Genomic DNA, 26,688 nt, shown 5'->3' with positions numbered 1-26,688 from the left:
GCGCAGTATATCAAGGCCAAGGCTAAAAGCGAGGGCGCTACAGCCCCAGCCCGACAAAAATAGTTGCAAGTTAACGGGCGAACCGCTGACGCAGCTGTAACACCGATACTAACAATGCCGGCAAGAAAGTTAAGCTAATCAGCGTTGAAAAGATTAAACCGCATAATACGATAATCCCAACTCCACGATACAGTTCGGTGCCCTCGCCTGGCAGCAATACCAGAGGCGCCAGACCAAACACCGTGGTTGTGGTTGACATTAAAATCGGCTTTAAGCGGGTCGCTACCGCTTGCAGCACCGCCTCAGTAACAGACACGCCGGGGAGCTGTAAATTATGCCGGCTTTGATCGACAATCAGGATCGGGTTATTCACCACTGTACCCAGCAGGATCAGGAAGCCCAGCATGGTAATCATATCAAAAGGCTGATAAAAACCGCCCAGGCCGATAGTTGAGAGCAGACCGCTGATGCCATTAATCCCAACCAGCCCGACCAAAGCCCCCGCTAACCCGAGTGGCACTGTCGCCAGGATGAACAGCGGATAACCCCAGTGGCTGAAAATTGCCACCAGCAGTAAATAAATCAGCACCACGGCAATCAGGAAATTACTGCTTAATGCGGCTTTGGTTTCATCCAGTTGATCCGACGCACCGGAAATATCCAGCATTACGCCGGGCGCGATAGCCCCCTGCTGCTGTAATGCCGGTACTAACTGTTGTCGCACCCTGTCCACTGCGGTTTCTAACGCCACCGAGCGCGGCGGGATAATATACAACGTCACCGTACGACGGCCATCTACCCGCCGCAACGTATCGCTATCCGCCACTTCAACCAGTTCCGCCAGGCTACTTAGCGGTAACACCGCCCCCGAGGGGGTTAACACCGGCGTTTGCGCCAGTTGCGCCAGGCTCTGCCCGGCACCGGCCTGACTGAATAAAAAGATATCCACCTTATCATCGGCTAAAAAGAACTCATCGACAAAGGCGCCATCACTCAATGCCGACACCGCGTAGCCAAAGTCGGCGGCACTAAAATTCAGCTCAGCCAGGCGCTGCCAATTCGGCCGGATTTCTATCAGCGGCTGATCCAGTGACAACGAAGCCGGCTCCGAGTTAAGTTGTGGCCGGTCAAATAAGTCGCCGGCGGCAACATAGGCCGCATCGGCAGTGGCATATAAACTCGCTAAATCCGGCCCGGAAATATCCAGCGCAACCGCCCGGGTACCACCGTCATTGCTACTGATAATCGACCCACGTGATGAAAACGCCCGCATCCCCGGATACTGGCGGAATAATGCCGTCATCGCATCCATCATCGGTGTAATATCCTGTGGTCGTACCGGCTCACTTAACACCCGGATCCGACCAACAGAGACACTTAATGAATAGTACTTTAGCGGCGGCATCGCCGTGTCACCCCGGTCAAAGGCAGCCGGATCGGCATTAACCTGAGCGGTTAAGATGGCTTTTAGCTCCTCCGCAATCTGTGCCATTTCCGATAAGTTATAACCGGGCGGTGCAATCATTGACGAAAAGGCTTTCGGTTCCTCACCTTCAGGCAGATATTCGGCAGGTGGCATAAATAGCCAGGCCGCACCCAGTGTCAGAATGACCGTCAGGCTCAGCACTAACCGCCGTGCCAGCGTTGAATACAATAATTTCGCCACCAGCGGCAGAATCACGCCTGTTACTACTGGCGAGCCTGTAACCCCCTCCGGAGCGGTGTTAACACCATTGCCACGAAACCCTAAACGGGCAATCGCCGGCGGTACCACAAAGACCGCCACCAGCATAGAAGCAGTAATCGCCGCCGCGATAGCAATGGCGATATCCGAATACAGCTGACCGGCTTCCTGCTCAATAAACAAAATGGGCATAAAAACCAGCACCGTAGTCAAAGTGGAGGCCAGCACCGCCGGCCAGACATCACGCACGCCGCGGATCGCGGCCTCGATCCGGTCTAAACCACGCTGCTTCGCCTGCTCGATACTCTCCAGCACCACGATGGTGTTATCCAGCGTCATACCTATCGCGAAGGCAATACCGGCCAGTGAAATCACGTTAATGGTGCGGCCAAAGGCGAGCAAACCAATAAAGGCGGCAATAGTACAGATTGGCACGCCAATCACGCCAACCAGGGTTGCGCTGCCCGAGCGTAAAAACAGATACATCACCCCGGTAGCCAGCGCGGCCCCCAGCGCCAGGTTAACCCAAACATTGCGAATAGAGTCTTCGACATAGCGCACATCATCGCTGATTAGCATCAGTTGCAAACCATTGCTGGCCAGCATATCGCGGTTAATCTGTGCCACGACCTGCAACATCGCCTCTTTGATGGCAATGACATTTGAGCCGGGTTCGCGCCGCACCGACAAGCCGAGTGTTTGCTCACCATCGGCAAACGACAACTCCCGCACTTCAAAGTGATCCAGCACCAAAGTCGCCACATCTTTCAGACGTACCTGATTATCGCCCTGCTGTGTCAGGATCAGATTTTCCAGCTCAGACAGTTGTTCAAAACGCCCGACTACCCGCAACAAATAGCGCCTTTTACCGCTATCAATATCCCCCGCTGAGCTGTCACGGTTGCGGGCACGGATCATATCGCGCACCTGGGTTAAACTAATGCCACGCTGCGCCAGTCGCGCCGGATCGACCAAGACCTGGATTTGCCGCTCGGCCCCCCCACTTACCCCGACTTCCGATACCCCGGGCACGCGCTCCATCTGCGGCCGGACAAAATCCTCCGCATAGTCGCGCAGCATATCCATATCAAGGTTCAGTGGATTACCGGCCAGTGGCATTAGTCGGAAGTACATAAAGGCGTTATTGGAAAAAGAACTGCTGAACAGCCGCGGCTGATCGACATTCTCCGGATAGGACGAAACCTGACTCAAGGCATTGCTGACCCGGATCAGCGCTTCATTAACATCGACGCCAAACGGGAATTCCAGCTCAATTTGCGCCGAGCCGGTACTGGCGCGTGACACCATGCGTTTCAGATTTGGCAGGGTGCGTAAATACCGCTCCTGCTCAATCAGGATCTCTTTTTCGACATCCTGCGGCGTCGCCCCGGGCCAACCGGTTACCACACTGATAGTGCGTACTTCCAGATCAGGGATCATTTGCACCGGTATACGCAGCGCTGCCACTATCCCCAGTACACACACCATTAATACGGCTACCGTCAGGATGGTACCGCGACGAATACCTGCATCCAGCATCAGTTTGCTCCCTGACGATTGGCGCCAGCTGGCGTAGGATTCAGGATCCGTACCTGCTGGCCAGCGCGCAAGGTCTCATTACCCCGCACCACCACCGGTAAACCGGCAGGTAAGCCTGATAAGATTTCCACACCGCGCTCACTGCTGCGGCCAAGCTGCACATTAAAGCGTTCAGCCTGATTGTTGCGGATCGCAAAAACGCTGAAGTTACCATCCGGATGACGTAACAGTGCATCGGGTGGCACCACCAGCACCTGGCTGTCTTCACGTTCAAAATATAAGGTCGCCCGGGCTGAGGTGCCGGGTAGTAACGGAGTATCGGCAGTGGTGACCTCAAGGCGGGCCAGAAAACTACGGGCATTGCTGTCGCCCACCGGCACTGTGGCCAGTAACCGGCCGCTCAGCACCTGCTGCGGCGCCAGATCCGAGCGCACCTCGATGCGGCGCAAATTAGCAAGATTGGCAAAATATTCTTGCGGCACCTGAATATCCAGTAACAACGGCGATAAACTGACCAGTTGAAACACCGGTGCGCCTAATGCCAGCCACTCGCCCAGATCAGTATCGCGCCGTGCGATCACACCGGCAAAAGGTGCGGTTAAGGTATGCCGGCTGATAATTTCCCGTTGCTGCGCTAAGCGGGCATTGGCTTGTTGCAGCAAGGCTTCGGCCTCAGCCAATTGGGCGCGCCGAATTGCCAATTCAGTTTGCGGAAACAGTTGTTGCGTGGTCAGTTGTTCTGCTTCAGCCACCAGACGTTGGCGCTCGGCTAGCATAACCCGGGCCGCATTAACCGCGGCAAGCTGTTGTGCCAATTCATGCTCAGCCAGCGCCGGATCTAACTTTAACAGCGGCTGCCCGGCCTTGACCTCAGTGCCGGCATCCACCAGCAATTCAGCCACCAGGCCGGCAGTGCGGCTCGACAACTGGGCATTTTGCTGCGCTGTCAGGCTGCCGCTTAACTGCAGCTGCTCGGCGAGCCCTTGTTGTCGCGGTTGTGCAACCTGCACCGGTACCGCTTCATCGGCAACAGCCGGTACCACTAAGCCGGTTATCGTTAGCGCCAGCCAATACAGATAGATGCCACGGCTAATCATGCTGCCATTTCCTTTTAATTTTTTGATTATAAGCGTGTTATTTGCAGTATGAACCAAGTTAGCCATCAGATCACGGTAAACGGCAGGGTGTCGTCAGCCAGCGATAGATTGTGTCAGTAAAATGGCCATGCTAAAGTAATCGCCTTATCGCTTATCACCGGGTTAGTTAATGCTTCGCCAGGCGTTGGTTTGTCTGTTATTGCTAAGCTTATTTGTTCAGCTGTCTGGACGACACTGGCTATTGCATAACGATAACGCCGGTATCGCCGTTGAGCATCAACACCAGACCAGCGCGGCTTTATCCTGGCATGACCTGCTGCATTTTCTTGGTAAGGCGCACCTGCACCACGCTGATGCCGAGCAAATTAGTCTGGAAAACTCTGCCGAAGCCCGCTGGCATGTGTTTGCCGATCTCTGTCACAGCGCGCAGTTACTGTGGCAAACAGTGCCCGAGGTAGCGCTTGATTTGCGTCCGGATCTGGTACTGATAACCTTCTCCGGCTGGTGGCCGCGTTCACCGCAAAACCTTCTATGGCGGCCTCCCCGCCCCTGACTCTGCTGATTAAATTTTTACTTCACTGTATTTAGCAGAGGATTTGTTATGTTTAGCTTTAAACTACAGCAGCTGACTGTCGGCTTGCTGTTAAGCGTGCTGCTCGCTGTTTTGCCTGCGTTATCCGCACCCGGGGCACATGGCCCCAATGGCGAACACCTTGCCGGGCCCGTTGTCACTAATACCCAGCTGGCGCCGCGTTTTGAAACCTTTAGCGAGCAGTTTGAACTGCTGGCCGAACTCTACGACGATCGCCTGGTGTTACATTTGCACCACTATGCCAGCAATCAGCCCGTCGCTGATGCCAGCCTGGAGCTGGAAAGTGCTGGTTTAACTGCTCAAGCCCGCTATGACAGTGAGGCAGGTAACTATGAAATAACCGAGCCGGCACTGTTACAGCTGCTACAGCAACCGCAGCAGCATGAGCTGGTGTTGACCGTTTTGACCGCGGAACACGCTGATCTGCTGCTGGCCAGTTTTCAGCCATCCCAAGCAGCCACTCCGCATGCCTCTGAGCATGAGCATGATCATCAACATGAGCATGACCATCATAAACATAGCCACTATGGTCGCTGGTTAGCGGCCCTGGTTCTGCTGGCGCTGGCCGCTGGCAGCGGCTACTGGCTTGGTCTAACCCGTGCGGCGCGGAGGTTATAATGCAAAGGCTTAATCGATTTTATCTCAGCATGTTGTTCGCAGCAGGGCTACAGGCCGCCGCTGCCAGTGCCGCCCCGGGGGCGCATGGTCCTGATGGCGAGCATTTAACCACTTCGCCCGAAACTCATTCGCCGCTGGGCCGACAGGCGGATGGCAGTGTGGTGTTAACGATGGCACAGCAACGCTTGTTTGAGATCCGCACTCAGTTGGGTGTTAGCAGTACCGCCGCACCAACCCGGCAATTGCATGCTGTAGTGCAAAGTCATCCAGCTGGCCGGGGCCTGGTGCAAGCCAACAGTGCCGGCCGTTTAGCGCCGCCGGCAAATGGCCTGCCCGTTGCCGGACAGCGCGTTCAGGCCGGGCAAATTCTTGGCTACTTATATTACCAGGATACGGCTTACGAGCAGGCCAGCCAGTTAGCAGAGTTAACCGCGCTGCGCCTCAGTGCCAGCCAGACCGAGCGTGATGTGAAGCGTCTGCAGCAGTTGTCTGATTTAGTGGCGCAACAACAGCTGGAACAGCTGCAGTTGCAGCTGAACAGCCTGCGGCAACAAATCCGGCAGTTAGAAGGTGGTCTGGAGCAACCGGAGGTACTTAGCGCCCCGCTAAGTGGCATTATTCAGCCGCATCAACTGAGTAGCGGCCAGTGGCTGGCTGCCGGGCAACCGCTGTTTGAAATCCTTGATCCGGCTTTGTTACTGCTGGATGCCCGCACCACTGAGCCCGCGCTGCTCAATCAAATCGGGCACGCCTATCTGCAAGGCTGGCCGCAAGCGACGCTGGAATATATCGGCAGCACCGGACAGTACCAGCAGGGTAGCCTCAGTTTGCAGTTTAAGCTAACCCAGGCACCGCTGGCTGTCGGCCAACCCGTGACGCTGGTCGTAGAACAAGCCGGGCAGCTCAGCGGTATTCGCCTGCCCGCCAGCGCTGTGGTCAGCAGCAGTCAGAATCTGCCGCAGGTTTGGATCAAACTGAGTGCCGAGCGCTTTTTACCGCAAATTGTGCGTTATATGCCGCTGAATGACACAGAGGTGCTGATTACCGCCGGTTTGGGAGCGGACAATCGCGTGGTGGTACAAGGTGCCAACCTGCTGAATCAGATCCGCTAAGCGGGAGGAACCATGTTTGACATTATTGTACGCCGCAGCCTGGAGCAGCGGCTGTTGGTGCTGCTGGCTGCCCTGCTGCTATTAATTTACGGCCTGTTCAGCGCCAAATCGCTGCCGGTCGATGTGTTCCCGGATCTGAATAAGCCGGTTATCACTATCCTGACGGAAGCCGGAGGTATGGCACCGGAAGAAGTGGAACAGTTGGTCAGTTTTCCACTGGAAAACCTGCTGAGCGGTGTCACCGGCGTCAGCCGGATCCGTTCCACCTCCGGTATCGGACTTTCGCTGTTATATGTCGAATTTGACTGGGATACCGATATCTACCGTAACCGGCAACTGGTGGCGGAGCGCCTGACCCTGGCACAGCAACAACTGCCGCGACAGCTTACGCCGGTCATGGGGCCGGTATCCTCTATTATGGGCGAGATCATGTTGCTGGCATTGCCGCTTAAAGCCGACGTAGCAGAAGGCCCGATGCAGGCCCGCGAATATGCCGACTTTGTGCTGCGCCCGCGCCTGCAGGCTATTCCGGGTGTATCTCAGGTGATCCCGATTGGTGGCGAAGTGCGTCAGTACCGGGTGATGCCGGATCTGCCGAGAATGGCTGCCGCCGGCGTCAGCTTAGCCGATCTCAAAGCTGCGCTGCAGGGCTTTGCCCGTAATGCCGGCGGCGGTTTTCTGGAGCTAAATCAACGCGAATATTTGTTACGCCATCAGGCGCTGACCACTGAGCTCTCGGATCTGCAATTACTGGCTGTTGGCTGGCATGCCGGGCAGCCCATCTTGTTACAGCAACTGGCAGAGGTCAGCTATGCCGCCGCGGTAAAACGTGGTGATGCCGGCTTTAATGGCCAAAGCGCCGTGATCCTCAGCATCCAAAAACAACCTGATGCCGATACCGTTGCGGTAACCGCCGCCATCGAGCAGGCACTGGCCGGCCTACAAAATGGTTTACCTGCCGGACTGGCAGCGCCACAAGTGCTGTTCCGCCAGGCCGACTTTATCAGTGCCGCGGTGCGTAATGTCACCGAAGCGCTGCGTGATGCCGCCATTATGGTGCTGATCGTGTTGTTTGTGTTTTTACTGTCCAGCCGCACCACCTTTATTTCACTGCTGGCGATCCCGCTGTCTTTTGCCGTTACCATTCTGGTGTTCCGTTGGTTCGGCATGACCATCAACGTGATGACGCTTGGCGGTTTGGCCATCGCTGTCGGTGAGCTGGTCGATGATGCGGTGGTCGGGGTTGAGAATACGCTGCGCCGACTGAAACAGCGAGCCGCAGACAGTAAAGAAGCGGTATTAGACGTGATTTGGCGCGCCAGCATGGAGGTACGCTCCGGTATTCTGTACGCCACGCTGATCGTAGTGCTGGTGTTTCTGCCGCTGTTTGCGCTGCCGGGTATTGAAGGCCGGTTATTTAGCCCGCTGGGTGTGGCCTATATTGTCGCCATCCTGGCTTCGATGCTGGTCTCCATCACCGTTACGCCTGTGCTTTGCTATTACCTGCTGCCGGGCCGGCCAGAGCTGCAGCGCCAGGATAGCTGGCTGATCCAGCAACTGAAACAGTGGCAGCAGCGTTGGCTACGTTGGGCCTTTACGCGCGCGAAAGGCCTGCTCGCCGTGACAGCTGGTGCAGTACTGATTGCACTGGCGTCCCTGACACTGATGCCAAGAGCATTTTTACCCGCCTTTAACGAAGGCTCCTTGGTGCTGGGGGTAATATATCAGCCCGGTACTGCCTTGTCGGAAGCTAACCGGCTGGGCTTACTGGCCGAGCGCTTGCTATTAGAAATCCCGGAGGTCAGCCAGGTTGGCCGCCGTACCGGTCGCGCAGAGCTGGATGAACATGCCGAAGGCGTGCATTCCAGTGAAATCGATATCGACTTAACACCTTCCGCCCGCAGTCGCGACGCCGTACTCGCAGAGATCCGGGATAAGCTCGCGGTGCTGCCCGCTCAGGTTGCGATCGGCCAACCGATATCCCACCGCCTGGATCACCTATTATCCGGTGTCCGGGCGCAGCTGGCGGTAAAAATCTTTGGTGATGATTTAGCCGAGCTGCGCCTGACGGCTGAGCAACTGCGTCAGCGTCTGGCTGAGATCCCCGGGCTGGTTGATATTAACGTGGAACAGCAGGTGCTGATCCCGCAACTGTCGGTACAACTTAACCAGCGCAGCGCTGCCCAACACGGCTTAACGCCCGGGGCGGCGATCGAGCAGCTACAACTACTGACTGACGGCGAGGTCGTAGCGGAAATTATCGACGGGGTAAGACGTTTTGATGTAGTACTACGCCTGGCTGACACTGAACGTAGCCCGGAAGCGCTGCGCCGGGCGTTGCTGGATACCCCTGCCGGCCCGGTGCCGCTGGCAGCAGTGGCAGAAGTCAGTGCCAGTGACGGCCCGAATCAGATCCTGCGGGAAAATGGCCGCCGTCGGATTGTGGTGTACGCCAACGCCGACAGCACTGATGTTAAAACCTTACTGGCCGAGATCCGGCAACAAGTGGCTAGCCTTAGCCTGCCTACGGGCAGCTTTATCAGCCTCGAAGGTCAGTTTTTAGCGCAGGAGCAATCCATGCAGCTGGTGGCGGTTTTAGCCTTAGTCTCCTTCCTGCTGATTGCACTGGTACTGTATCTGCGCTATCAGTCCTGGATCTTGGCTGCCATCGTGTTTTGCACCATGCCAATGGCACTGCTGGGTAGTGTGCTGGGGATTTGGCTAAGCGGCTTATCACTGTCCGTGGCATCGGTTGTTGGCTTTATTACGCTAACCGGCATCGCGGCACGCAACGCTATTCTGAAGATCAGTCACTATATTTACCTGTGCCGGCATGAACAGCAGCATTTTAGTCAGGAAATGATTATCCGGGGTTCCGCCGAGCGTTTGGCGCCCGTCATAATGACGTCGCTGGTAACGGCTTTTGCGTTATTGCCACTGCTGTTATCGGCCGGAGCTCCCGGCAAGGAAATTCTGTATCCGGTGGCCGTGGTAATTTTCAGCGGCTTACTCAGCTCTACGCTGCTGGATATTTTACTGACCCCCCTGCTGTACTGGCTGTATGGCCGGTCGGCAACCGAACAACTGTTACAACAGCACACTGAGGTATAACTGATGAGATTAACGTTATTGAAAAAAACGGGCAGCATTCTGAGCATGACAATGGTCGTGGCTATGGTCACCCTGTTACCGGCAACACCTGCTTTTAGCCACGGCGAAGCCAAAGCACAACATGGTGGTCAGATCCAAAGCCGGCATGATTTGGCAGTGGAGCTGGTCCGGCACAGCGAGAGCATAGAATTACATCTAACAGATCACGGCGATGCGATTGACCCAACAGGCTGGCAGGGAAAAATTACAGTCCTTGCCGCCGGTCAAAAACAGGACATACCGCTGGTTGTAACAGCGCCGACACTCAGTGCCGGGCTGAGCCTGCCCGATGGCGCCAAGGTCGTGGTAAGCCTGACTAACCCGCAGCAGCAGCGCTTTTCGTTTCGCTATAGTTTTTAATACCCCGGCGTCGGTCAGTTGTCGCAACAGACATAAAACGATCTTAGCGACAATTGGCGACTAACTTCATTAAAAGAAACTGACCTAAGCCAGCCTCGCTTTGGTCAGCTTTCTCACCCATGTTCTTTAAGCTTATAAAGCTGTGTACTCACATCCGATAAAGCCGCCAATACAATAACTGCAGATTTCTCTTGACCAAAATAGTGGCGGACTCTAAGTTGATATCGCATATCAGGAGTCGCTTTTCAGGAAAGGTTAGATGTCGTTTCAACTGGCTGTTCGTCGGTTTCTGCAAGCTCCATCATCAGTTATCCAGATAAATCACTTTGTTGTTCTTGCACTAAGTTATGCCATGCTGGGCTATGTCGGCATTCAACTGGCAAATCTCTCTTATGGCATTAGCCTGATCTGGCCCCCAATTGGCGTTGCTATAGCTTTATTGCTGCGTTGGGGGCTTTATTTATGGCCTGCTATTGTTATTGGTGGGCTCGGACTGCAATTGTTAGTGTCAGACTTTTCACTGCTACAGGCTTTTACTCTAGCCCTTGGCAGTGCCCTTATTATTGTTCTGCACTGCGCCTGGCTGCAAAAAACTGGCTTTGACCGCCGCCTTGAGCAGGTTGCCGATATGCTGCGTTTTGTCGCCATTGCCATTATCTCTTGCTCTGCCGTTTTGGCGTTATTTGGCATTAGCCTGCTGATCTGGATCGGCAGGGTTCCGGCAGCCGACTTAGTCACCGCCTGGAGTAGCTGGTTTTTGGGCGATGTAACTGGCGTGCTGATCTTCGGTCTGGCCCTGCTCATCTTTGAGCGCCAAAAGCTCGCCGTACTATTCCAGCCTAAAAATTTGCTGGCCCTTGGCCTGATGCTGTTATTAAGTGCAGAGATCTTTATCTTTAACCAGACTGGCCTTGGTGTAGCCTTAACCTTACTGCCGATGATTTGCCTGCTCTGGATCGCCATGCGCACCAACCTGGTCGTCACATCCTGGGTTGTACTGTGCTTTTCATCGCTGGCTATTTATAGTGTCTATCTGAATGCTGGCATTTTTGCTACTTTAGCCAACCCGACTATGGGTACCTGGCTTTATATGGCCAGCCTTGGCTTAGTGTCTTTGATCCTATCCGTCAGTGCTGCCGAAGCCCGTTTAAATGCCGAGCTAATGCGTCATGCCATCGCCGCGACCAAAACCGGTATCTGGGATCTGCGGCTGGACGATAAGATGTTATTTCTAAATGCCCATCTACTGCAAAATCTTGGTCATGGCGCTTACCCGCGCAAACAACCGCTGCCTGAGTTCAACTCTCTGATATACGTTGATGATCGAGTCAGGCTACAACAGGAAGTACAGGCTTATCTGCTGGGCGAAAAACCGCAGTTAAAACTGATCGTGCGCTTACAACATCAGGATGGGAGCTGGCGTGACCAGCAATTAGAGGGGGCTATTACCGAACGCGATCTGAACGGTGAGCCAAAGCGCCTAAGTGGCACAGTAGTCGATGTCACAGAGCAGCAGCAATTGCAGGCCAAACTTAACAGCCAGGCAATGACCGACGAGTTAACCGGTGTCGCTAACCGCCGGGCCTTTATGCAGCACCTCACGCTATGTTGGCGTCAGTATCAGCGCGACCACCGGCTTGCCTTCTATCTGATCCTGATTGATCTTGATTATTTTAAAAAAATTAACGACCAATATGGTCACGATGCTGGCGATAAGGTACTGCAAGGCTTTAGTCAGTTGATTAGTGGCCGGCTGCGGCAAACCGATTATTTCGCCAGATTGGGCGGTGAAGAGTTTGTGATCCTGGCCAGGGCGGAAAACAAGGCCGACATTCTGGCACTGGCTGAGCAACTACGGCAGGCTGTTAGCACACTCAGTTTTAATGTGCTGACGCAGCCTGAGTTTAACATCAGTGCCAGCTTTGGTATCGCCGGCTGTGCTGTTAACGTCCAGACTGCCGAAGAGTTACTGCAGCAAGCCGATCAAGCTTTATATCAGGCTAAAGCTCAGGGACGCAATCAGGTCGTCTACTTTACACCTGAGGAACGTTCATCTTAGCCCCGTACCGGGCGTTATCATCTCCGCCTGGTACCATATCAAACGCCGGTTCTGACCTTAACTGGCTAACTTTAATACCACTACCCCACTGATAATCAGCAGCACCCCAAGATAGCGCAGTAACGAGCTGGCATCCCCAAAAAACCAGACACCAATCAAAAAGGTGCCAGCCGCGCCGATACCGGTCCATACTGCATAGGCAGTGCCAAGCGGAATAGTGCGCTGCGCCAGGAATAACAAGGTACCACTTAGCGCCATAAAGGCGACCGCAATCGCAATGCCGGTAAATTTATATTGCCCTTGTTGTGCCAGTTTTAGCCCAACTGGCCAGCCAATTTCAGTAACCCCGGCCAGCAGTAGATAAAGCCAACTTAACATGCCCTCGCCTCCGTTTGTTTTAGTTGAGCCCGGCAATACTATCAGTTAATCTGCAAGAACAAAGTTAGATACCATCGATTATTTTCATATGTTTAGTTTGGAACAATTACGGATCTTTGTTTGTGCGGCCGATGAGGGTTCCTTTTCTGCCTGCGCCAGAAAACTGGGCAAGGTGCAATCCGCAATAAGTCACAGTATCAGCACGCTGGAGCTGGATTTAAATGTTGAACTGTTTGACCGCTCCAGCCGCCACCCCAGACTCACGCCCGCCGGTGAACATCTATTGCGCTCAGCCCGCGGTTTACTGGTGCAGGCGAACGAGTTGGAAAATACTGCCAAGTCGATATATCAGCAACAGGAAACCCGTCTGACCGTTGCCGCTGACGATGGCTTGTTGCTACCTCAGGTATTTGATACGCTCAAGCAGGTAGAGTTGCAGTTTCCCAGTGTCGAGCTGGAGCTGCTGTCGCTGCCTTCGACCGATATTGCGCTGGAGGTTGCCGCGGGCAAGCTTGATTTGGGCGTGATGTTTTCCGAGATTGAGGCTATTAAGCCTATCGACTTCTGTTATGTCGGACACATCGACTATATTGCGGTCTGTCATCCGGAACATGCTCTTGCGGCGTTAAACCGCATTTCCCTGACAGATCTGCTGCCACACCGGCAGATTGCTGTGCGTGGCAGAGCACAGCGTGAATCGCAGCTGTTGCTGAGTATTGCCAGTAAAACCTGGTGGTGTTCCAGCTATAGCAAGGTATTGGCGCTGGTTAACCGTAATGTTGGTTGGGCTTATCTGCCACGCTTTATGGTGGCGGCACAACTGACTAACGGCCAGCTGCAAACCCTGCCGGTGAGTTTTGACCATGTTAGCTGGTCAGTCCCGGTTGATCTGGTCTTCCGTCGCGGCGCCCAGCATGGCCCTGTAGTCAGTTATCTGATCCAGCAGTTACAAACTGTATTCGCCACTCCCAAGATTAACTGAGAGCCCAAGGCCCTCAGAGCTGGCTAAGTCGGTTTTAACTGCAACAGATCCCATTTATTGCCATACAGATCAGAGAACACCGCCACAGTGCCATAGGCTTCTTCGCGCGGGGCTTCGTGAAAATGCACACCCTTTGCCTGCATTTGCCGATAATCACGCCAAAAATCCTTGGTTTGTAAAAACAGAAATACCCGGCCCGCGGCCTGATCACCCACCTGCTGCAACTGTGCCGGCGTACTCGCCCTGGCGAGCAGCAAGGCCGTACCGGCAGTGCCTGGTGCAACCCGTACCCAACGCTTATCGCCACCAAGAGGGGTATCCTCGAGCAAGCTAAAGCCGAGTTTTTGCGTATAGAACGCGATAGCCTCATCATAGTCGGCAACCAATAAGGCAATACTGGCGATCTGCTGCTGGAATTCCGCTGTCATTCACACCTCCTGAAAATACGTTAAAGATGAAACCGAGGGCTAGCAACTTAGCTGCGGCAACGCCGAACGATGGACACGATAGAGCACCGCATCCACGTCACCAAGGGCATCACGATGCAAAAAGGTTTTGATAAACTGCATGCCAAGCTTTTTCATCACACCGATAGAGCCGGCATTATCCGGCATTGCAATAGCAGAAAGATAGTGGATTTGCGGCTTATCCGCTAACACAGCCCGGGCAATGGCTAACGCGGCTTCGCTGGCATAACCTTGCCCCCAATAAGGCCGTTGTAACCGCCAGCCGATCTCCAACGTATCTAAACTGGGCGTTTCGGTGTTAAACCCCATGGGCCGGATCAAGACCCAACCAAGATAGGCCTGATCGTCCAGACGCCGGATTTGCCAGATCCCAAATCCTGCTGCCGGACTGTGATATAACGCCAGTCGCGGCAGCATCACCGCAACGATGGTTTGCATAGTGCTGCGCTTACCGCCATTAATATAACGCATGACCTCCTCATCCTGATCGACCTGATATAGCAGATCCGCATCAGCTAAGGTTATTAAGGCAAAACTCAGGCGGCCTGAGTCAGGTACAACCAACATAGTGCTTACTCCAAAAAAAATAGCGGTTTTTTGATGCGCTGCGCTCGGCGTATTCAGCTAACCGGACAGCAATTGAAATGGCCTTCCTGGCTAAATTTCTGCCGGTACTGCCCCGGCGTAAACTCGGTATAGCTGACAAAGAGCTTCCGAAATGAGCTGACATCCTCATAACCCACCTGGGCAACAATTTGCTCGATAGCCTGATCGGTCGTTTCAAGCAAACGCTTGGCATGTTCGACCCGTAGCCGCTGCAAATAATTAAGCGGGGTGTCGTTTAATGCCAGTTTAAACCGCCGCAGCAAAGTACGTTTGGTTAAATAAAACTGCTGCGCCAGCAGATCCAGTGAGAAGGGTTCAGCAAGTTGCTTGCTAAGCTGGGCCTGTATTTGCTTAACCACCTGATCGTTATGTGGCTGGCCTATTGAGAGATCCATATAGGGAATTTGCGAGTTGCGATTAGGATCGGTCAGCATGACCTTGGCAATTTGCCGGGCAAAGTGTTCTCCCACCAGTCGCTCGGTAATAGCGAGACACAGGTTTATATTTGACGTCGTGGCACCGGCCGTAAGCAGGTTATCGTCCTGCACCAACAATTTATTCAGTTGCAAATGCACATCCGGATACAGGCTTTGAAAAGCGTCTTTGAAAAACCAGCTGGTCGTGGCCCTTTTATGCGCCAGCAAACCGCTTGCAGCAAGAATAAAGGTGCCGGTGCAATTCGCCGCAATCAACTTGCCGCTTTGCGCCACGTCAAGCAAGCCTGCTAAATAAGGGCGTGACGGCTCGGCAATGGCTGTCAGTTGCGCACGGTTATAGGCATAAGCCGGTGGCAGGATAATGGCATCAGCCTCTTGCCAGCGATGCGGTTGTACCGGCAGGCTAACCCCTTGTTTCAGTTGCAGTGGCGTGCCGTCCGGTGACACCAGGTAGCAATGCAGCAAAGGCGTTGCCTGGTGTTGCTGTTGATATTGCCACAGCACATTACAGTACTCAAAAAAGTCCAGCACACCAAAGAGATCGCTGCTGATACTGTTATTGGTTGCTAATACGGCGATTTGTTTCATACCGACCCCGCTTTGGCACTATTCACCTTATTTTTATCAATAGTGACACTGTGGCCCCCCTTTGGCAAGGCGTAAACTGCAAACCACAGACACAACAACGGACGGAAACAAGATGAAGACTAAATTTGCAACGGCTTTCACTGTGCTGGCCTGGCTTGGTAATTGGTGGCTGATTTTGTGGATCAACTTTGCTGCTGAGCTGTCTCTGCTGATGCATCTGGTGGCGATACCGGTTTTATTACTCAGTACGGCGTTTGGCGTCGGCAAGTTGCTGGAGCAGCGTCAAACTCGCCCCCGTCGAACGTTACGTGTTAAGTCGCAGGCACAGCCAACCCCAGCCAGAGTGCAGTTAAATACTCGCGCGCGCCTTCAGCACTAAAGGCGCTGGATGCCGGGTGGCAAACTACAACGGGCTGCACTATAGTCTTTAGATACTAACTCCGGCAATGCTGTATAGGCCGGCACCGCCGGTGCTGACAGCAGCGGGTGACAGGCAAAAATGGATATGGCTTGGTATCAGGTTGTGCATATTGCTGGCAGTGCCTTGTATCTACTGCTGCTATTGCTATTTCTGATTTGCTCACGGGTACCGCGCACCAATCCGGGAGCGGGGTTCTGGGCCCTGGCGCTGGCCGCTATGTGTCTGGCCCGACTTCAATTGTTGCTTAACTTACCGGCGTTGCTTTTTATCGACACCTTTGTTTGGTATGCCGGCTTTATTATTCTGGAAAAAATATTTTTAATTCATGGCCTGAAGCGTTTTTTGCAGTTACCGCTACCAACTATTGTTTTTCTAGGCCCCGCCAGCCTGCTATTTGGCCTGTTAGTCCTGTACAGCCTGTTACAACGACCGCAATTAGGTCCGATGATCGTCTTTGCGCTGTTTAATCTGGGCTGTTTAAGCTACGTTGCCTACAGCTGCTTTCAACACCGCCAGGCAGTCCCTAAACAAGCCCTGCTTTTTACCTCGGGTATCGCCTTGGTACTGGCACTGCATTGGGCGACTTTTCCCTTTGTGTTAACACTGTCCTGGTGGCGGGTATTAGGCTTTGTGCTTGGCACCATTCTGACGATGGCGTTATATCTGAGCTTGCTACTGGCAGTATTTGCACTGTTTTATCAGCGTTTATCTGATGCCGAAAGCCAGGCGTTGGAGCTGGCCTATCAGGATCCGCTAACCGGACTCAATAATAAGCGTTATATGGATATGCTGTTTGATAAGGCTCTGCTGCTGGCCACCCGGCCGCACCAGTTTGTAGCGATTTACTATATCGATCTGGATAACTTTAAACCGATCAATGACCTGTATGGCCATCAAACCGGCGATAAGGTACTACTGGAGGTAGCTAACCGGTTAAGGCGCTCGGTGCGCAGCACCGATATCTGCGCCCGGATCGGTGGTGATGAGTTTGTGGTGATTGCTACCCAGTTGGATCAGTCAGAGCAGCTCCATAAGCTAGCCGATAAACTACTGACTATCTTAAAACAGCCAGTTGAGCTGGGTAACAAGGTATATCAGCTTGGAGCCAGTATTGGTGTCAGTATCTGCCCGGCGCAAGGCACCAGTTTAGCCGAATTGCTAGCCCATGCCGATCAGGCAATGTATCAGGTGAAGCAGCAGGGGAAGAGTGGCTATAGCGTATACACTGTCACCAAACAAACTGAGAATGCTACTGCTGCCAATGGTGATGCCGCAGTGTCAATGAAAACAGAGTTATAGAAACCCTCAGCCACAGCGTTTCAACGCAGCGCTGATACCAGATAATCAACAAAAGCCATAGCGGCGGTCGTTTTAGCTTTACTATTGGCATACAGCACATGCACCGGCGTCTGGCTGGCCGGATAATCCGGCAATAAGCTGAACAGTTGCCCTGTGGCAAGATATTCCGCCACCACAAAATCAGGTAACAACCCTATCCCTTGCCCAGCCAGCACTAACTGACAGGCGTTAGACATATTGCCGGCTGCAATCTGCCAATTTACGCTGACCGAAATATTATTCTCAAACTGCCATTTATCCAGTGCGGCAGACAATACCACACATTGCTGCCGTCTTAGATCGTCCGGAGTGACCAGCGTTTCCGATTTAGCAAGATAAGCGGGGGCAGCACAGAGGATCCGTCTGACAGTACCAATTTTACGGCACAACAATTCAGAGTCAGCCAACTCCCCCATTCTGATGGTGAGATCGAGCCCATCCTGCACAACGTGGCTGCGTTGCTCACTTAGCTTTAATTCAATCCGGACCCTGGGATACGCAGTAAGAAAGCCCGGTAGCAGAGGCGTAATCCGATGCTGGCAGTAGCCAGTGGTGGCTCCAATCCGGATCAGGCCAGCAGGCTCGGCATGTTGCTGCAGCAAGCTCTGCTCTGCCAGCTCAAATTCGTCAATTAAGCTGACAACGCTGGCATAGTATTCCTGCCCCAAATCGGTTAGCGACAACGCCCGGGTGGAGCGGTTTAGTAGCCGGTTGCCAAGTCGCTGCTCCAAAGCTGATAATTGCCGGCTTAGGGTTGCCTTTGGCAAATTCAGTACCCTGGCTGCGGCAGAGATACTGCCCATTTGCACAATCTTTACGAAATACCGGGTCGCATTTAAATCCATGACTAGCTCATCTTCAGGTTGGCAAAACGTGCCCGACAGCGGGCATTACCGTTACACAGCATAGTTCAGCTTAGATCTTAAACCCAGCTATAACGCTAACTATTCTGGCTCGCCGTTTAACTTGCCGTTCCACGGCGGAGCAGGCCACGACGGTAATGGATAGCGTGTAAAAACGAAACAGCGCCCGGCCAATTTTAGTACTAGTGACACAGCAGACAACAGGATAATCTGAGCGCAATAATAGGCACAGGACTAACTAATGAACCGTGAAAGCAACGCCCGTGACGTGCTGATCACAGGCCTGGCACCAGTGATCTGGGGCAGCACTTATTTGATCACCACCGAGATGTTGCCACAGGGCTACCCGCTTACCACGTCAATGCTAAGGGCCTTACCGGCCGGTATCCTGCTGTTACTGTTGGTGCGGCAACTTCCCGACAGACACTGGCTGGGCCGGATTTTTCTGCTCGGCGCCCTGAATTTCTCAGTGTTCTGGTGGTTATTATTTATCGCGGCGTACCGCTTGCCCGGAGGCGTGGCTGCAACCCTGGGGGCAATGCAGTTTTTGTTTGTTATCGTCTTATCCAGAGGATTACTGGGCACCAAGATTCACACCAGTGCACTAATCGCTGCCGTGGCCGGCATGCTCGGGGTCGCGTTACTGATTCTGACACCGGCGGCTAAACTTGATCCTGTGGGCATTGCAGCCGGGATCGGCAGTGCCGTTGCCATGGCATTGGGCACTGTCTTGAGCCGGCGCTGGCAACCGGCGGTCAGCACCCTGACCTTTACCAGCTGGCAACTTACGGCTGGAGGCATTCTGTTAGTCCCTGCGGCATGGTTTTTCGAGCCAGCTCTGCCGCCCCTGACACTGGTCAATATTGCCGGTTTTTTATATCTGGGGCTGCTGGGTGCCGCCTTTACCTACATTATCTGGTTTCGTGGTATTGCCCGGCTAAGCCCCAATCTGGTGGCACCTTTGGGTTTTTTAAGCCCGCTAAGTGCCGTAATGCTGGGTTGGCTGATCCTGGGGCAAGCCCTGTCGGTACTGCAAATCCTTGGTATTGTGGTGGTACTGGGCAGTGTCTGGTTCAGTCAACAGCGTAAAACCAGCTCCTAAACTTCGTACAGCAGGGTTTGCCGCGAACGCCCGGGCAAACGCCCTATCCTATAGCTAGCTATTTTGAAACGCAGCTGTTTCAGATCTCGCGCTAGTGCACGGCGGTCACACCCTCTAAGCTTAGTAGCAGAACCAACAGTGGAGGCCGCTATGCCATTAGTGAACTATCGGGTAAAGGTGCATGCAAGTGCGAATAAACTCTGGGACATGATGCTAGATAAAATGCGGCGTCCTGACAAATACGTACCCGGGATAGTCCGAGTCGCAATACTACGGGAACACAGTGCCAATTGCATTGAACGGGAAATGGAGACGGCACAGGGCAAAGTGATCAGAGAGCTGATTGTGGCCGAACCGCTAACCCTGACGGTGATTTTTAAATCTTATCAGGATGAGGTGTATAGCGGCTTTGTCACTAATACCATCTTTGAAGAAGACGACGGCGTTTATCTTGATTACACCCTGAATTGGACGCTGAAACCGGGTAAACCAGCAGCGCAGCCCGACAGTTTTTGGCAAGAGACCATTAAAAATGCCGTGTTGCATGCCAAACAACTGGCGGAGTCATAAGGCAAGCGGCGGCTATTGCAGCTAAGCTTATTGCTGTCAGCGCACCTGCCCAGACTGTCGCCGGCACTGCTCCGGGCGCCAAAGGCGTGATAACAGCGGCCTGTGGCAGAACCTTAAACTGCTTGATGCCATTAATACTTATGAGGACCTTATGAAAAAACTACTGGTGCTGTACTACTCATCATACGGCCATGTCGAGACCATGGCGAATGCGGTTGCCGAAGGCGCCCGACAAGTTAGTGGCGTGCAGGTGGATATTAAGCGGGTGCCGGAACTGATGCCCCCCGAAGTGGCGAAATCTGCCGGTGTAAAGCTGGATCAGGCAGCCGCAATAGCTAAGCCTGCTGAGCTGGCCGATTACGATGCGATCATCTTCGGTACCCCAACCCGCTTTGGCAATATGGCCTCACAAATGCGCAATTTTCTTGATCAAACCGGTGGGCTTTGGGCGCAAGGTAAACTGATTGGCAAAATTGGCAGCGTTTTTACCTCTACCGGCACCGGTGGTGGCAACGAAACCACAGTGCAGTCCTTTCATACCACGCTATTGCACCATGGCATGATTATCGTTGGCTTGCCTTACAGCTGTGCGGAATTGGCCGATATTTCAGAGCTTAAAGGGGGTTCACCACTGGGTGCAGCCTGTATAGCCGGGGCAGATGGGAAACGCGCGCCCTCGCCAAAAGAACTGAATATGGCGCGCTTTCAGGGGCAGCATGTTGCAACGCTGGCACTAAAGCTTACCTGACAGGCGCGAACTACCCGGTAATAGACCACAGCCAGAAGGCCGATGTTTTCTGGCTGTTAAAATCGCTTACAATTTTCTCCTGTTCGAACGGCTAAAATTGGGCCATGCTGATAGCTATTCAATCAGTACTGTGTGCCGGCTCCGGCGACAACCAGCAAGAGGATAGCGAGATGGCAATTGATACCACAGGCGTAAAACTGCAAGACCGGCCTGTTGCTCAAATCAGGGAAGAGGTGATTGACCAACTGATTATGAACTACAGCCATGGTGTTATTTCCGAGCAAGCCTTTGAACGGCGGCTGGACATTGCCACCAATTCTGATGATCACCTGCTCTTGGCCGAACAGGTTGCTGACCTCACCTTATTACCCGATGCCAAATACCGCGCCATGTGGGCGCAAAATTTTAACTCGCCGGGTCGCCATAATCAGGCGCACCAGCAAAGCGCGCCGACTGACTGTGATCGCCTGGTTTCGGTATTAAGCAGTGATGAGCGCAGTGGCCCATGGCGGGTACCACAACATCTGACCATCATTAACGCGCTATCCTCGGTTGAGCTGGATTTTTCCGAAGCGCAGTTTGACCATACGCAACTAACGATAAAAGTGCAAAACTGGCTGGGCAGCGTAACGATCAAGGTACCTGAACACGTTGCGGTAATTAGCGATGTGAACAATATCGCGTCTTCCAGCAGCAATAACGTCAGCAGCGGCGGCCCGGGGCAAGCCAAAACGCACTTTATCCGGGTTGAGGGTGTCTCAGTACTGGGCTCGGTCAGTATCAGTGTAAAACGCACCTTACAGGAACGCTTTACCGAATTTGCCAACTCAATCCGCTCAGCACTGGGATTAACCAAAAGTTGATAATGCCGCGCATACCACAGTATCAATAAAAATTGGCAAGAGCTTTTGCAAAGCGTATCATCTGAACCGTTCGAAACGAACGTTTTGAGAGGTAAGGATGGAACGCTTAACTGCAGACAACGCTAAAAAGCATTTTGGCGAGCTATTGCTTAAAGCTCAACGTGAGCCAGTTCAGATCAGTCGTAATGGTAAAGCTGTCGCGGTGGTAATCTCTATGGCTGAATACGACGCTATTGATAAGATTAAACTGGAATTACTCAGACTCAGAGCGGCAGAGGCTGAACAAGCTACTGAGCTGGCAGATGTGGATACTGTCTTTGCTGAGCTGTTGCAGGATCTTTAGTTGGCCGCCGCAAAAGCAAAATTTACGCTATCTGCCAGGGCTGATTTAGCCGAAATCAAGTGCTACTCTCTGGAGCAGTGGGGACCTTTACAGGCAAAAAGCTATTTACACACTATCAAGCAGGCAACAGAACTACTGGCGGAGCAACCGCGTCTCGGCAAAGCGAGGCCAGATATCAAAATTAACGCATACAGCTTCCCGGTAAAAAGTCATGTTATTTATTATCTGGCTTACCCAGAATACATTACCGTTTTTGCCGTGTTAGGAGAATCCATGCTGCCAAAGCCTCATTTGGAAACGCGCCTGACAAACTAGCAAAACTTCCCCGTCAGCAACAAGGTTACCAGCGATATAAAACTATCTTTCAGTGACGAGTCGCCCGTGGGATCCTGGGTAACCAAAACGCCAGCATCCCCAGTAGCGGAAACCAGGCACAAAGCTTAAAGATGGTGCTGATACTGCTGGCATCGGCCAGCATGCCGAGCAAGGCGGCGGCAATGCCACTGATACCAAACATCATGCCGTAGAATACACCGGAAATCATGCCGATTTTGGCAGGCATCAACTCCTGGGCAAAGACAATAATAGCCGAAAAGGCTGACGACATAATCAGGCCAATCAATACCGTTAAGATAGCAACACCCGCTAAATTGCTGTACGGCAGCAGTAAGGCCAGCGGTGCGGCACCCAAAATCGATACCCAAATCACCGGCTTGCGACCAATTTTATCGCCGATCGGCCCGCCCAGTACCGTACCTACTGCCACCGCTGCCAAAAACAGAAATAAATACAACTGCGATGTGGCGACCGATACCGCAAAGGTTTCGATCAGATAAAAGGTATAGAAATTACTCAGGCAGGTCATATACACATATTTAGAAAATACCAGCAGCGCCAGAACCAGCAGCGCGCGCCGGGTTTGCCGCGTCGTTAAGCCATTACCCATTGTCGCCGCCGCGCGCAGTTGCAGGCGGGCATTAGAGCTGACCACCCAACGGCTCACCCGCAGCAATACCATAATTCCGACGATGGCAAACAAGCAAAACCAGCCAATACTACCCTGCCCCCGCGGCATAATAATAATTGCCGCCAGCAGCGGCCCCAGCGCAGAGCCGGCATTACCACCAACCTGAAACAGCCCCTGCGCGAAGCCATACCGCCCGCCCGAGGCCATCCTGGCTACCCGTGATGCTTCCGGGTGAAAGGTTGACGACCCCAAGCCAATCATCGCAGAAGCCAGTAATAACAGTGGAAAACTGCCGACCACACTAAGCAGTACCAAACCCAGCAACGTAAACAGCATCCCCAGCGGCAGTAAAAAAGGTTTGGGATGCTTATCGGTGTAAAGTCCAACCGCCGGCTGCAGTAACGACGCCGTAAGCTGAAAAATCAGCGTGATTAAACCAATTTGGGTAAAACTCAGCGCATAGTCCTGCTTTAGCATCGGATAAATGGCTGGCAGGATGGCCTGGATCAGATCATTCAGCAGATGGACAAAACTGACCGCCCCCACCACTGGCAATACCAGTAAGGCTGGCGATGCGGCCGGGCTGATACTGGCCGCTGTATTTACAGTTAAAGACGAAAAAGTAGTAGTCTTTTCGATACTCATATTTTCCGGTCATCCACGGATAAACAGTGTTACTACAGCTGATACTGGCGGTTTCTTAGTCCATTTCGGAAACAATACCAGACTCATGTCGACAACCATTGGCAACCTAGTTGGGCAAAGCTGCCAGTACCTTGCCTACCAGTTGGTTTAGCTCGTCGCCATTGCCAATCCAGCGTGCTACCATCAACAAGTCGTGTTGCTGATCAATGTATATAATATTGCGCCCGGCACCTTGAAAGGTAATGGCTGTCTCTGGGGCATTTGGTAGCGCTTCGCGTCCCGGGTTTAAAAACCAGTTAGCAAAGCCATATTCCGGGTTGGCAGTCCCACCGGTGCGGGCCAGTTTAATCCAGTCGCGACTAACCAGTTGCTGCCCCTGCCACTGGCCATCACGCAAGAACAAATAGCCAAAACGCGCCAGATCCCAGGCATTGATAAAAATGCCTCCCCCCAATGTCCGCCCCCGGAAACCGATTGCACACGCTGACCGTCCAGCTCAATCCAGCTATTTTCATAGCCGTACCAGCGCCAGGTTGCAGAGGCGCCAATAGGTTGCATCAGCTGTTCGTTCAATACTTGCGGTAAGGGTTTACGCCAGACATACAGGGTAGACAGCGCCAGTAGATTAATTCTGACATCATTGTATTTGTAGAAAGTACCTGGCGTACGCAGTGGCCGATTTGGCCAATCAGCCGGTGTTTGCCCTTCGGGCCGGTCAGCCCAATCGGGCTTCCCCCAGAGCGTGCCTTGCCAATCACTGGTTTGTCGCAGCAGATGGTCCCAGCGGATCTGGCTATTATGTTCGCCCTGATACAAATCCACACCGTGCGGCATATAAGGGCCAACCCGATCTTGCAGATCGCGGATCAACCCCTGCTGCCAAGCTAACCCGGTTACAGTGGTTAAAAAGGTTTTCGCGATACTATGTGTCATATCAACACTATCGACATCGCCCCACTGTGCAATCAGTTTACCGCGGTAAATAATCACGCCATTGGCCGCCGCCCGCACACCCATTGGCCCAATAATCTGATCATAGGGTTCTTTGGCACCGAAGGTTGTCGCCTGTACTATGGCCTGATCCCGGGATGCCGGATTTTCGCTGGCTATAGCGTAGGCTACTGCCTCAGCCAGTTTTTGCTCATCCACCTTTAACGACGCCGGTGTTGCAGTTGCCCACTGCCCCGGCGGCGGAAAATAAGGCTTAGCGGCGACAGGCAGTGCCAGTAGTAACAGGCTTAACACAGCAATAATTCGCATCCTAAACTCCTTACGGGGCAAGCTCAGCAACTGAGCGATACAATCGACAAGTTAACGCGCTTTTTTAACTTTGGCTTTAGGCTTGGCTGCCGGCTTACTGATCTCAATACTGGTGGCAGTAGCCTTGTTCGAGCGGCTGCCCAGCACCTTACGTGAGATATTTTTTAGTAAGCTGGCGCGGTTACTGACTTCAAAGCCGGGTTTGACCACACGGGGAATAGTACTGCCAATCAGCTTTTGAATACGCTCTAAGTTTTGCTCTTCTTCGCGACTGACAAAGGAAATGGCCTGCCCCTTAGCGCCGGCGCGGCCGGTACGACCAATGCGATGGACATAATCTTCCGGTAAATACGGCAGATTAAAATTCACCACATAGTCCAGCCCCTGAATATCCAGACCGCGCGCCGCGACCTCAGTGGCAATCAGCACCTGCAGCTTGGCCGATTTAAAATCGGCAATAGCGCGCCTTCTGCTACCCTGGCTTTTATCGGCATGACACACCGCGGCGTTGATCTTGGCTTTTTGCAAATCCGCCAACAGACGGTCAGCCTGCTCTTTGGTACTGGTAAATACCAGCACCTGGAACCAGTTTTGTTCGGCCAGCAGCTGTTCAAACAGCTCGATTTTCCGGCTTTCTTCTACCGGATACACGACGTGCTCAACAGTATCGGCAGTGCTGTTGGTTTTGGCCACCCGGATCTGCTGGTGGTTTTTCAGGATCTTATGCGATAGCTCATTTACCGCCGGCGAGGTGGTGGCGGAGAACAACAGGGTTTGCCGGGCGGCCGAGGTCATCTGTAATAACTTCAGCACATCGGTACTAAAGCCCATATCCAGCATGCGGTCGGCTTCGTCCAGTACCACAAACTCGACATCACTTAAGATGGCATTACCCAGCGCCATATGCTCAATTAAACGCCCCGGGGTGCTGACCAGAATATCAAGGCCGGCCTGTAATTTACTGGCCTGGCCGCCCATTTTTGCCCCACCGTAAATGGCGGTAACTTTTAAAGGCAAAAATTGCGCATAGCTGCTGATCGCATTGGCGATCTGCTCTGCTAATTCCCGGGTCGGCGTTAAAATTAAGGCTCGCGGCCTGCATGCAAGCGCGGGTTTAGCGGCATCAAGCAAGCGTTGTAATAATGGAATAGCAAAGGCAGCGGTTTTACCGGTACCGGTTTGCGCGGTAACCTGTAAATCCTTACCCCGTCGCGCCGGCACTATGGCTTGCGCCTGCACAGGCGTTAGCTCGCTAAAGCCGCACGCCGTTAAACCACGCAGTAAGTCTGGTGCCAAATTTAAAGCTGAAAATTGCATAGAGGTTCCTCTGCAGCCTGGCTGCAGTTTAAAAGTGAAGCTTACTCAAGCTCGCTATCCGGGCGCGGCTTGTGATTACAGGCACGAGCCAGAATTTCAATATAAAACTGTGGCCACTGCTGCGCAGCCGCGGCATCGATATGTTGGTTGATTTCTGAGGTGAACATTGGCTTTGCTTCCGCTTCTGAGGCGCCAAAGCGACAATCAAAGGTCCAATAATCTTTATCAGCAGGTACCGCTTTGCGCCGCTCACGCGCCAGATATTTGCGAATTTCGTGTTTAATGGCGTCAACTAAACGTGCTGGTTGCAGCTTGGGGTGGGTTAACGCAAAGGTTTTTTTCATAACAGATCCTACAGGTGGGCGCTGAACAAAGACGGCAGACGCGCAAATAAAGGCGTATTCTACCTGTAAGTGTAGAAGATAGCCGCCAAAACCTGAGATAAATAACTTATCTCAGGTTTGCTGTGCAAAATCAGTACTGTTTTAACCCGGTTTTATTGCGGTAGCGCCGTCAACACCTTAGGGCATGTTGACGTTTGTGGCTTGTTTTTGCAGCTGTTTGGCTGGTGTTTATACAAGG

Annotated in this window: 26 protein-coding genes; 15 read left to right on the top strand and 11 right to left on the bottom strand. The window is 53.1% G+C overall.

Annotated elements, in window-relative coordinates; genetic code table 11:
- Window positions 1–70 precede the first annotated feature (70 nt).
- The gene (locus tag AJE_RS15275; protein WP_008951595.1) at window positions 71–3,223 is read right to left on the bottom strand and encodes an efflux RND transporter permease subunit; all 3,153 of its coding nucleotides are present in this window, start codon (window positions 3,221–3,223) and stop codon (window positions 71–73) included.
- A complete protein-coding gene (locus tag AJE_RS15270; protein ID WP_008951594.1) occupies window positions 3,223–4,320 on the bottom strand; it encodes an efflux RND transporter periplasmic adaptor subunit in 1,098 nt (365 codons plus the stop codon). Before AJE_RS15270 ends, AJE_RS15275 begins: the two co-directional genes overlap by 1 nt.
- Window positions 4,321–4,489: 169 nt before the next feature.
- Here AJE_RS15270 and AJE_RS15265 point away from each other — a divergent pair, with 169 nt between their 5' ends.
- The 6 genes from AJE_RS15265 to AJE_RS15240 all read left to right on the top strand — a co-directional run bounded on the left by AJE_RS15265 (window position 4,490) and on the right by AJE_RS15240 (window position 12,211).
- A complete protein-coding gene (locus tag AJE_RS15265) occupies window positions 4,490–4,873 on the top strand; it encodes a hypothetical protein (RefSeq protein ID WP_008951593.1) in 384 nt (127 codons plus the stop codon).
- A gap of 48 nt (window positions 4,874–4,921) precedes the next feature.
- Window positions 4,922–5,530: a hypothetical protein gene (locus AJE_RS15260; protein ID WP_008951592.1), complete on the top strand. Its 609-nt coding sequence runs from the start codon at window positions 4,922–4,924 to the stop codon at window positions 5,528–5,530.
- A complete protein-coding gene (locus AJE_RS15255; RefSeq protein WP_008951591.1) occupies window positions 5,530–6,642 on the top strand; it encodes an efflux RND transporter periplasmic adaptor subunit in 1,113 nt (370 codons plus the stop codon). Before AJE_RS15260 ends, AJE_RS15255 begins: the two co-directional genes overlap by 1 nt.
- A gap of 12 nt (window positions 6,643–6,654) precedes the next feature.
- Window positions 6,655–9,753, top strand: coding sequence for an efflux RND transporter permease subunit (locus AJE_RS15250; RefSeq protein WP_008951590.1), 3,099 nt, complete (start codon window positions 6,655–6,657; stop codon window positions 9,751–9,753).
- A gap of 3 nt (window positions 9,754–9,756) precedes the next feature.
- Window positions 9,757–10,152, top strand: coding sequence for a hypothetical protein (locus AJE_RS15245; protein WP_008951589.1), 396 nt, complete (start codon window positions 9,757–9,759; stop codon window positions 10,150–10,152).
- Window positions 10,153–10,411: 259 nt separating this feature from the next.
- The gene (locus tag AJE_RS15240; RefSeq protein WP_008951588.1) at window positions 10,412–12,211 is read left to right on the top strand and encodes a sensor domain-containing diguanylate cyclase; all 1,800 of its coding nucleotides are present in this window, start codon (window positions 10,412–10,414) and stop codon (window positions 12,209–12,211) included.
- Between the two features lie 57 nt (window positions 12,212–12,268).
- Here the strand turns inward: AJE_RS15240 and AJE_RS15235 are convergent, their stop codons facing one another.
- Complete coding sequence (locus AJE_RS15235) at window positions 12,269–12,589, bottom strand: DMT family transporter (RefSeq protein ID WP_008951587.1); 321 nt, start codon at window positions 12,587–12,589, stop codon at window positions 12,269–12,271.
- A gap of 88 nt (window positions 12,590–12,677) precedes the next feature.
- Here AJE_RS15235 and AJE_RS15230 point away from each other — a divergent pair, with 88 nt between their 5' ends.
- Window positions 12,678–13,571, top strand: coding sequence for a LysR family transcriptional regulator (locus tag AJE_RS15230; protein ID WP_008951586.1), 894 nt, complete (start codon window positions 12,678–12,680; stop codon window positions 13,569–13,571).
- A 23-nt stretch (window positions 13,572–13,594) separates the two neighbouring features.
- Here the strand turns inward: AJE_RS15230 and AJE_RS15225 are convergent, their stop codons facing one another.
- The 3 genes from AJE_RS15225 to AJE_RS15215 are packed head-to-tail and all read right to left on the bottom strand — an operon-like array spanning window position 13,595 to window position 15,669.
- Window positions 13,595–13,999: a VOC family protein gene (locus tag AJE_RS15225; RefSeq protein ID WP_008951585.1), complete on the bottom strand. Its 405-nt coding sequence runs from the start codon at window positions 13,997–13,999 to the stop codon at window positions 13,595–13,597.
- A gap of 39 nt (window positions 14,000–14,038) precedes the next feature.
- Window positions 14,039–14,605, bottom strand: a complete 567-nt coding sequence (locus tag AJE_RS15220) for a GNAT family N-acetyltransferase (protein ID WP_008951584.1) — start codon at window positions 14,603–14,605, stop codon at window positions 14,039–14,041.
- A 53-nt stretch (window positions 14,606–14,658) separates the two neighbouring features.
- Window positions 14,659–15,669: a GlxA family transcriptional regulator gene (locus tag AJE_RS15215; protein WP_008951583.1), complete on the bottom strand. Its 1,011-nt coding sequence runs from the start codon at window positions 15,667–15,669 to the stop codon at window positions 14,659–14,661.
- A 112-nt stretch (window positions 15,670–15,781) separates the two neighbouring features.
- Here AJE_RS15215 and AJE_RS15210 point away from each other — a divergent pair, with 112 nt between their 5' ends.
- Both AJE_RS15210 and AJE_RS15205 read left to right on the top strand, forming a co-directional pair.
- Window positions 15,782–16,048, top strand: coding sequence for a hypothetical protein (locus AJE_RS15210; protein WP_008951582.1), 267 nt, complete (start codon window positions 15,782–15,784; stop codon window positions 16,046–16,048).
- Window positions 16,049–16,174: 126 nt separating this feature from the next.
- A complete protein-coding gene (locus tag AJE_RS15205) occupies window positions 16,175–17,389 on the top strand; it encodes a GGDEF domain-containing protein (protein WP_237709375.1) in 1,215 nt (404 codons plus the stop codon).
- A 20-nt stretch (window positions 17,390–17,409) separates the two neighbouring features.
- On the opposite strand, the gene AJE_RS15200 is transcribed toward AJE_RS15205, so the two are convergent.
- Window positions 17,410–18,273, bottom strand: coding sequence for a LysR family transcriptional regulator (locus AJE_RS15200; RefSeq protein WP_008951580.1), 864 nt, complete (start codon window positions 18,271–18,273; stop codon window positions 17,410–17,412).
- Window positions 18,274–18,532: 259 nt separating this feature from the next.
- On the opposite strand from AJE_RS15200, the gene AJE_RS15195 reads away from it, so the two are divergent.
- The 6 genes from AJE_RS15195 to AJE_RS15170 all read left to right on the top strand — a co-directional run bounded on the left by AJE_RS15195 (window position 18,533) and on the right by AJE_RS15170 (window position 22,232).
- Window positions 18,533–19,393, top strand: coding sequence for an EamA family transporter (locus AJE_RS15195; protein ID WP_008951579.1), 861 nt, complete (start codon window positions 18,533–18,535; stop codon window positions 19,391–19,393).
- Window positions 19,394–19,543: 150 nt separating this feature from the next.
- A complete protein-coding gene (locus AJE_RS15190) occupies window positions 19,544–19,963 on the top strand; it encodes an AtaL-like protein (protein ID WP_039928889.1) in 420 nt (139 codons plus the stop codon).
- A 151-nt stretch (window positions 19,964–20,114) separates the two neighbouring features.
- Window positions 20,115–20,711, top strand: coding sequence for an NAD(P)H:quinone oxidoreductase (wrbA, locus tag AJE_RS15185; RefSeq protein ID WP_008951577.1), 597 nt, complete (start codon window positions 20,115–20,117; stop codon window positions 20,709–20,711).
- A 104-nt stretch (window positions 20,712–20,815) separates the two neighbouring features.
- Window positions 20,816–21,574, top strand: a complete 759-nt coding sequence (locus AJE_RS15180) for a LiaF domain-containing protein (protein ID WP_008951576.1) — start codon at window positions 20,816–20,818, stop codon at window positions 21,572–21,574.
- 97 nt (window positions 21,575–21,671) lie between these two features.
- Window positions 21,672–21,917 (top strand): type II toxin-antitoxin system Phd/YefM family antitoxin, encoded by a 246-nt coding sequence (locus tag AJE_RS15175; protein WP_008951575.1) that lies wholly within the window; start codon window positions 21,672–21,674, stop codon window positions 21,915–21,917.
- On the top strand, window positions 21,918–22,232 hold the full coding sequence (locus tag AJE_RS15170) for a type II toxin-antitoxin system RelE/ParE family toxin (protein ID WP_008951574.1): 315 nt from the start codon (window positions 21,918–21,920) through the stop codon (window positions 22,230–22,232).
- A 49-nt stretch (window positions 22,233–22,281) separates the two neighbouring features.
- On the opposite strand, the gene AJE_RS15165 is transcribed toward AJE_RS15170, so the two are convergent.
- The 4 genes from AJE_RS15165 to AJE_RS15150 all read right to left on the bottom strand — a co-directional run bounded on the left by AJE_RS15165 (window position 22,282) and on the right by AJE_RS15150 (window position 26,450).
- Entirely contained in the window at window positions 22,282–23,529 is a 1,248-nt protein-coding gene (locus AJE_RS15165; protein WP_008951573.1) for an MFS transporter, read from the bottom strand.
- Window positions 23,530–23,814: 285 nt separating this feature from the next.
- Window positions 23,815–24,789 carry a serine hydrolase gene (locus tag AJE_RS15160; RefSeq protein WP_008951572.1) on the bottom strand — a complete coding sequence of 325 codons (975 nt, stop codon included), beginning with the start codon at window positions 24,787–24,789 and terminating at the stop codon, window positions 23,815–23,817.
- Between the two features lie 51 nt (window positions 24,790–24,840).
- A complete protein-coding gene (locus AJE_RS15155) occupies window positions 24,841–26,106 on the bottom strand; it encodes a DEAD/DEAH box helicase (protein ID WP_008951571.1) in 1,266 nt (421 codons plus the stop codon).
- A gap of 41 nt (window positions 26,107–26,147) precedes the next feature.
- Window positions 26,148–26,450, bottom strand: a complete 303-nt coding sequence (locus AJE_RS15150; RefSeq protein ID WP_008951570.1) for a DUF6172 family protein — start codon at window positions 26,448–26,450, stop codon at window positions 26,148–26,150.
- Window positions 26,451–26,688: the final 238 nt, after the last annotated feature.

Origin of the sequence: Alishewanella jeotgali KCTC 22429 (assembly GCF_000245735.1) — a bacterium.
In the GTDB taxonomy this organism is placed as follows: Bacteria; Pseudomonadota; Gammaproteobacteria; order Enterobacterales; family Alteromonadaceae; genus Alishewanella; species Alishewanella jeotgali.
This window is presented reverse-complemented; position numbering and strand designations above follow the sequence as displayed.

Coding starts and splice junctions, on each gene's coding strand:
- AJE_RS15190 (WP_039928889.1), top strand. CDS start 19,544: ATGCCATTAGTGAACTATCGGGTAAAGGTGCATGCAAGTGCGAATAAA.
- wrbA (WP_008951577.1), top strand. CDS start 20,115: ATGAAAAAACTACTGGTGCTGTACTACTCATCATACGGCCATGTCGAG.
- AJE_RS15180 (WP_008951576.1), top strand. CDS start 20,816: ATGCTGATAGCTATTCAATCAGTACTGTGTGCCGGCTCCGGCGACAAC.
- AJE_RS15235 (WP_008951587.1), bottom strand. CDS start 12,589: ATGTTAAGTTGGCTTTATCTACTGCTGGCCGGGGTTACTGAAATTGGC.
- AJE_RS15255 (WP_008951591.1), top strand. CDS start 5,530: ATGCAAAGGCTTAATCGATTTTATCTCAGCATGTTGTTCGCAGCAGGG.
- AJE_RS15260 (WP_008951592.1), top strand. CDS start 4,922: ATGTTTAGCTTTAAACTACAGCAGCTGACTGTCGGCTTGCTGTTAAGC.
- AJE_RS15225 (WP_008951585.1), bottom strand. CDS start 13,999: ATGACAGCGGAATTCCAGCAGCAGATCGCCAGTATTGCCTTATTGGTT.
- AJE_RS15220 (WP_008951584.1), bottom strand. CDS start 14,605: ATGTTGGTTGTACCTGACTCAGGCCGCCTGAGTTTTGCCTTAATAACC.
- AJE_RS15265 (WP_008951593.1), top strand. CDS start 4,490: ATGCTTCGCCAGGCGTTGGTTTGTCTGTTATTGCTAAGCTTATTTGTT.
- AJE_RS15155 (WP_008951571.1), bottom strand. CDS start 26,106: ATGCAATTTTCAGCTTTAAATTTGGCACCAGACTTACTGCGTGGTTTA.
- AJE_RS15195 (WP_008951579.1), top strand. CDS start 18,533: ATGAACCGTGAAAGCAACGCCCGTGACGTGCTGATCACAGGCCTGGCA.
- AJE_RS15200 (WP_008951580.1), bottom strand. CDS start 18,273: ATGGATTTAAATGCGACCCGGTATTTCGTAAAGATTGTGCAAATGGGC.
- AJE_RS15245 (WP_008951589.1), top strand. CDS start 9,757: ATGAGATTAACGTTATTGAAAAAAACGGGCAGCATTCTGAGCATGACA.
- AJE_RS15205 (WP_237709375.1), top strand. CDS start 16,175: ATGGCTTGGTATCAGGTTGTGCATATTGCTGGCAGTGCCTTGTATCTA.
- AJE_RS15250 (WP_008951590.1), top strand. CDS start 6,655: ATGTTTGACATTATTGTACGCCGCAGCCTGGAGCAGCGGCTGTTGGTG.
- AJE_RS15160 (WP_008951572.1), bottom strand. CDS start 24,789: ATGCGAATTATTGCTGTGTTAAGCCTGTTACTACTGGCACTGCCTGTC.
- AJE_RS15240 (WP_008951588.1), top strand. CDS start 10,412: ATGTCGTTTCAACTGGCTGTTCGTCGGTTTCTGCAAGCTCCATCATCA.
- AJE_RS15165 (WP_008951573.1), bottom strand. CDS start 23,529: ATGAGTATCGAAAAGACTACTACTTTTTCGTCTTTAACTGTAAATACA.
- AJE_RS15210 (WP_008951582.1), top strand. CDS start 15,782: ATGAAGACTAAATTTGCAACGGCTTTCACTGTGCTGGCCTGGCTTGGT.
- AJE_RS15150 (WP_008951570.1), bottom strand. CDS start 26,450: ATGAAAAAAACCTTTGCGTTAACCCACCCCAAGCTGCAACCAGCACGT.
- AJE_RS15230 (WP_008951586.1), top strand. CDS start 12,678: ATGTTTAGTTTGGAACAATTACGGATCTTTGTTTGTGCGGCCGATGAG.
- AJE_RS15175 (WP_008951575.1), top strand. CDS start 21,672: ATGGAACGCTTAACTGCAGACAACGCTAAAAAGCATTTTGGCGAGCTA.
- AJE_RS15275 (WP_008951595.1), bottom strand. CDS start 3,223: ATGCTGGATGCAGGTATTCGTCGCGGTACCATCCTGACGGTAGCCGTA.
- AJE_RS15270 (WP_008951594.1), bottom strand. CDS start 4,320: ATGATTAGCCGTGGCATCTATCTGTATTGGCTGGCGCTAACGATAACC.
- AJE_RS15215 (WP_008951583.1), bottom strand. CDS start 15,669: ATGAAACAAATCGCCGTATTAGCAACCAATAACAGTATCAGCAGCGAT.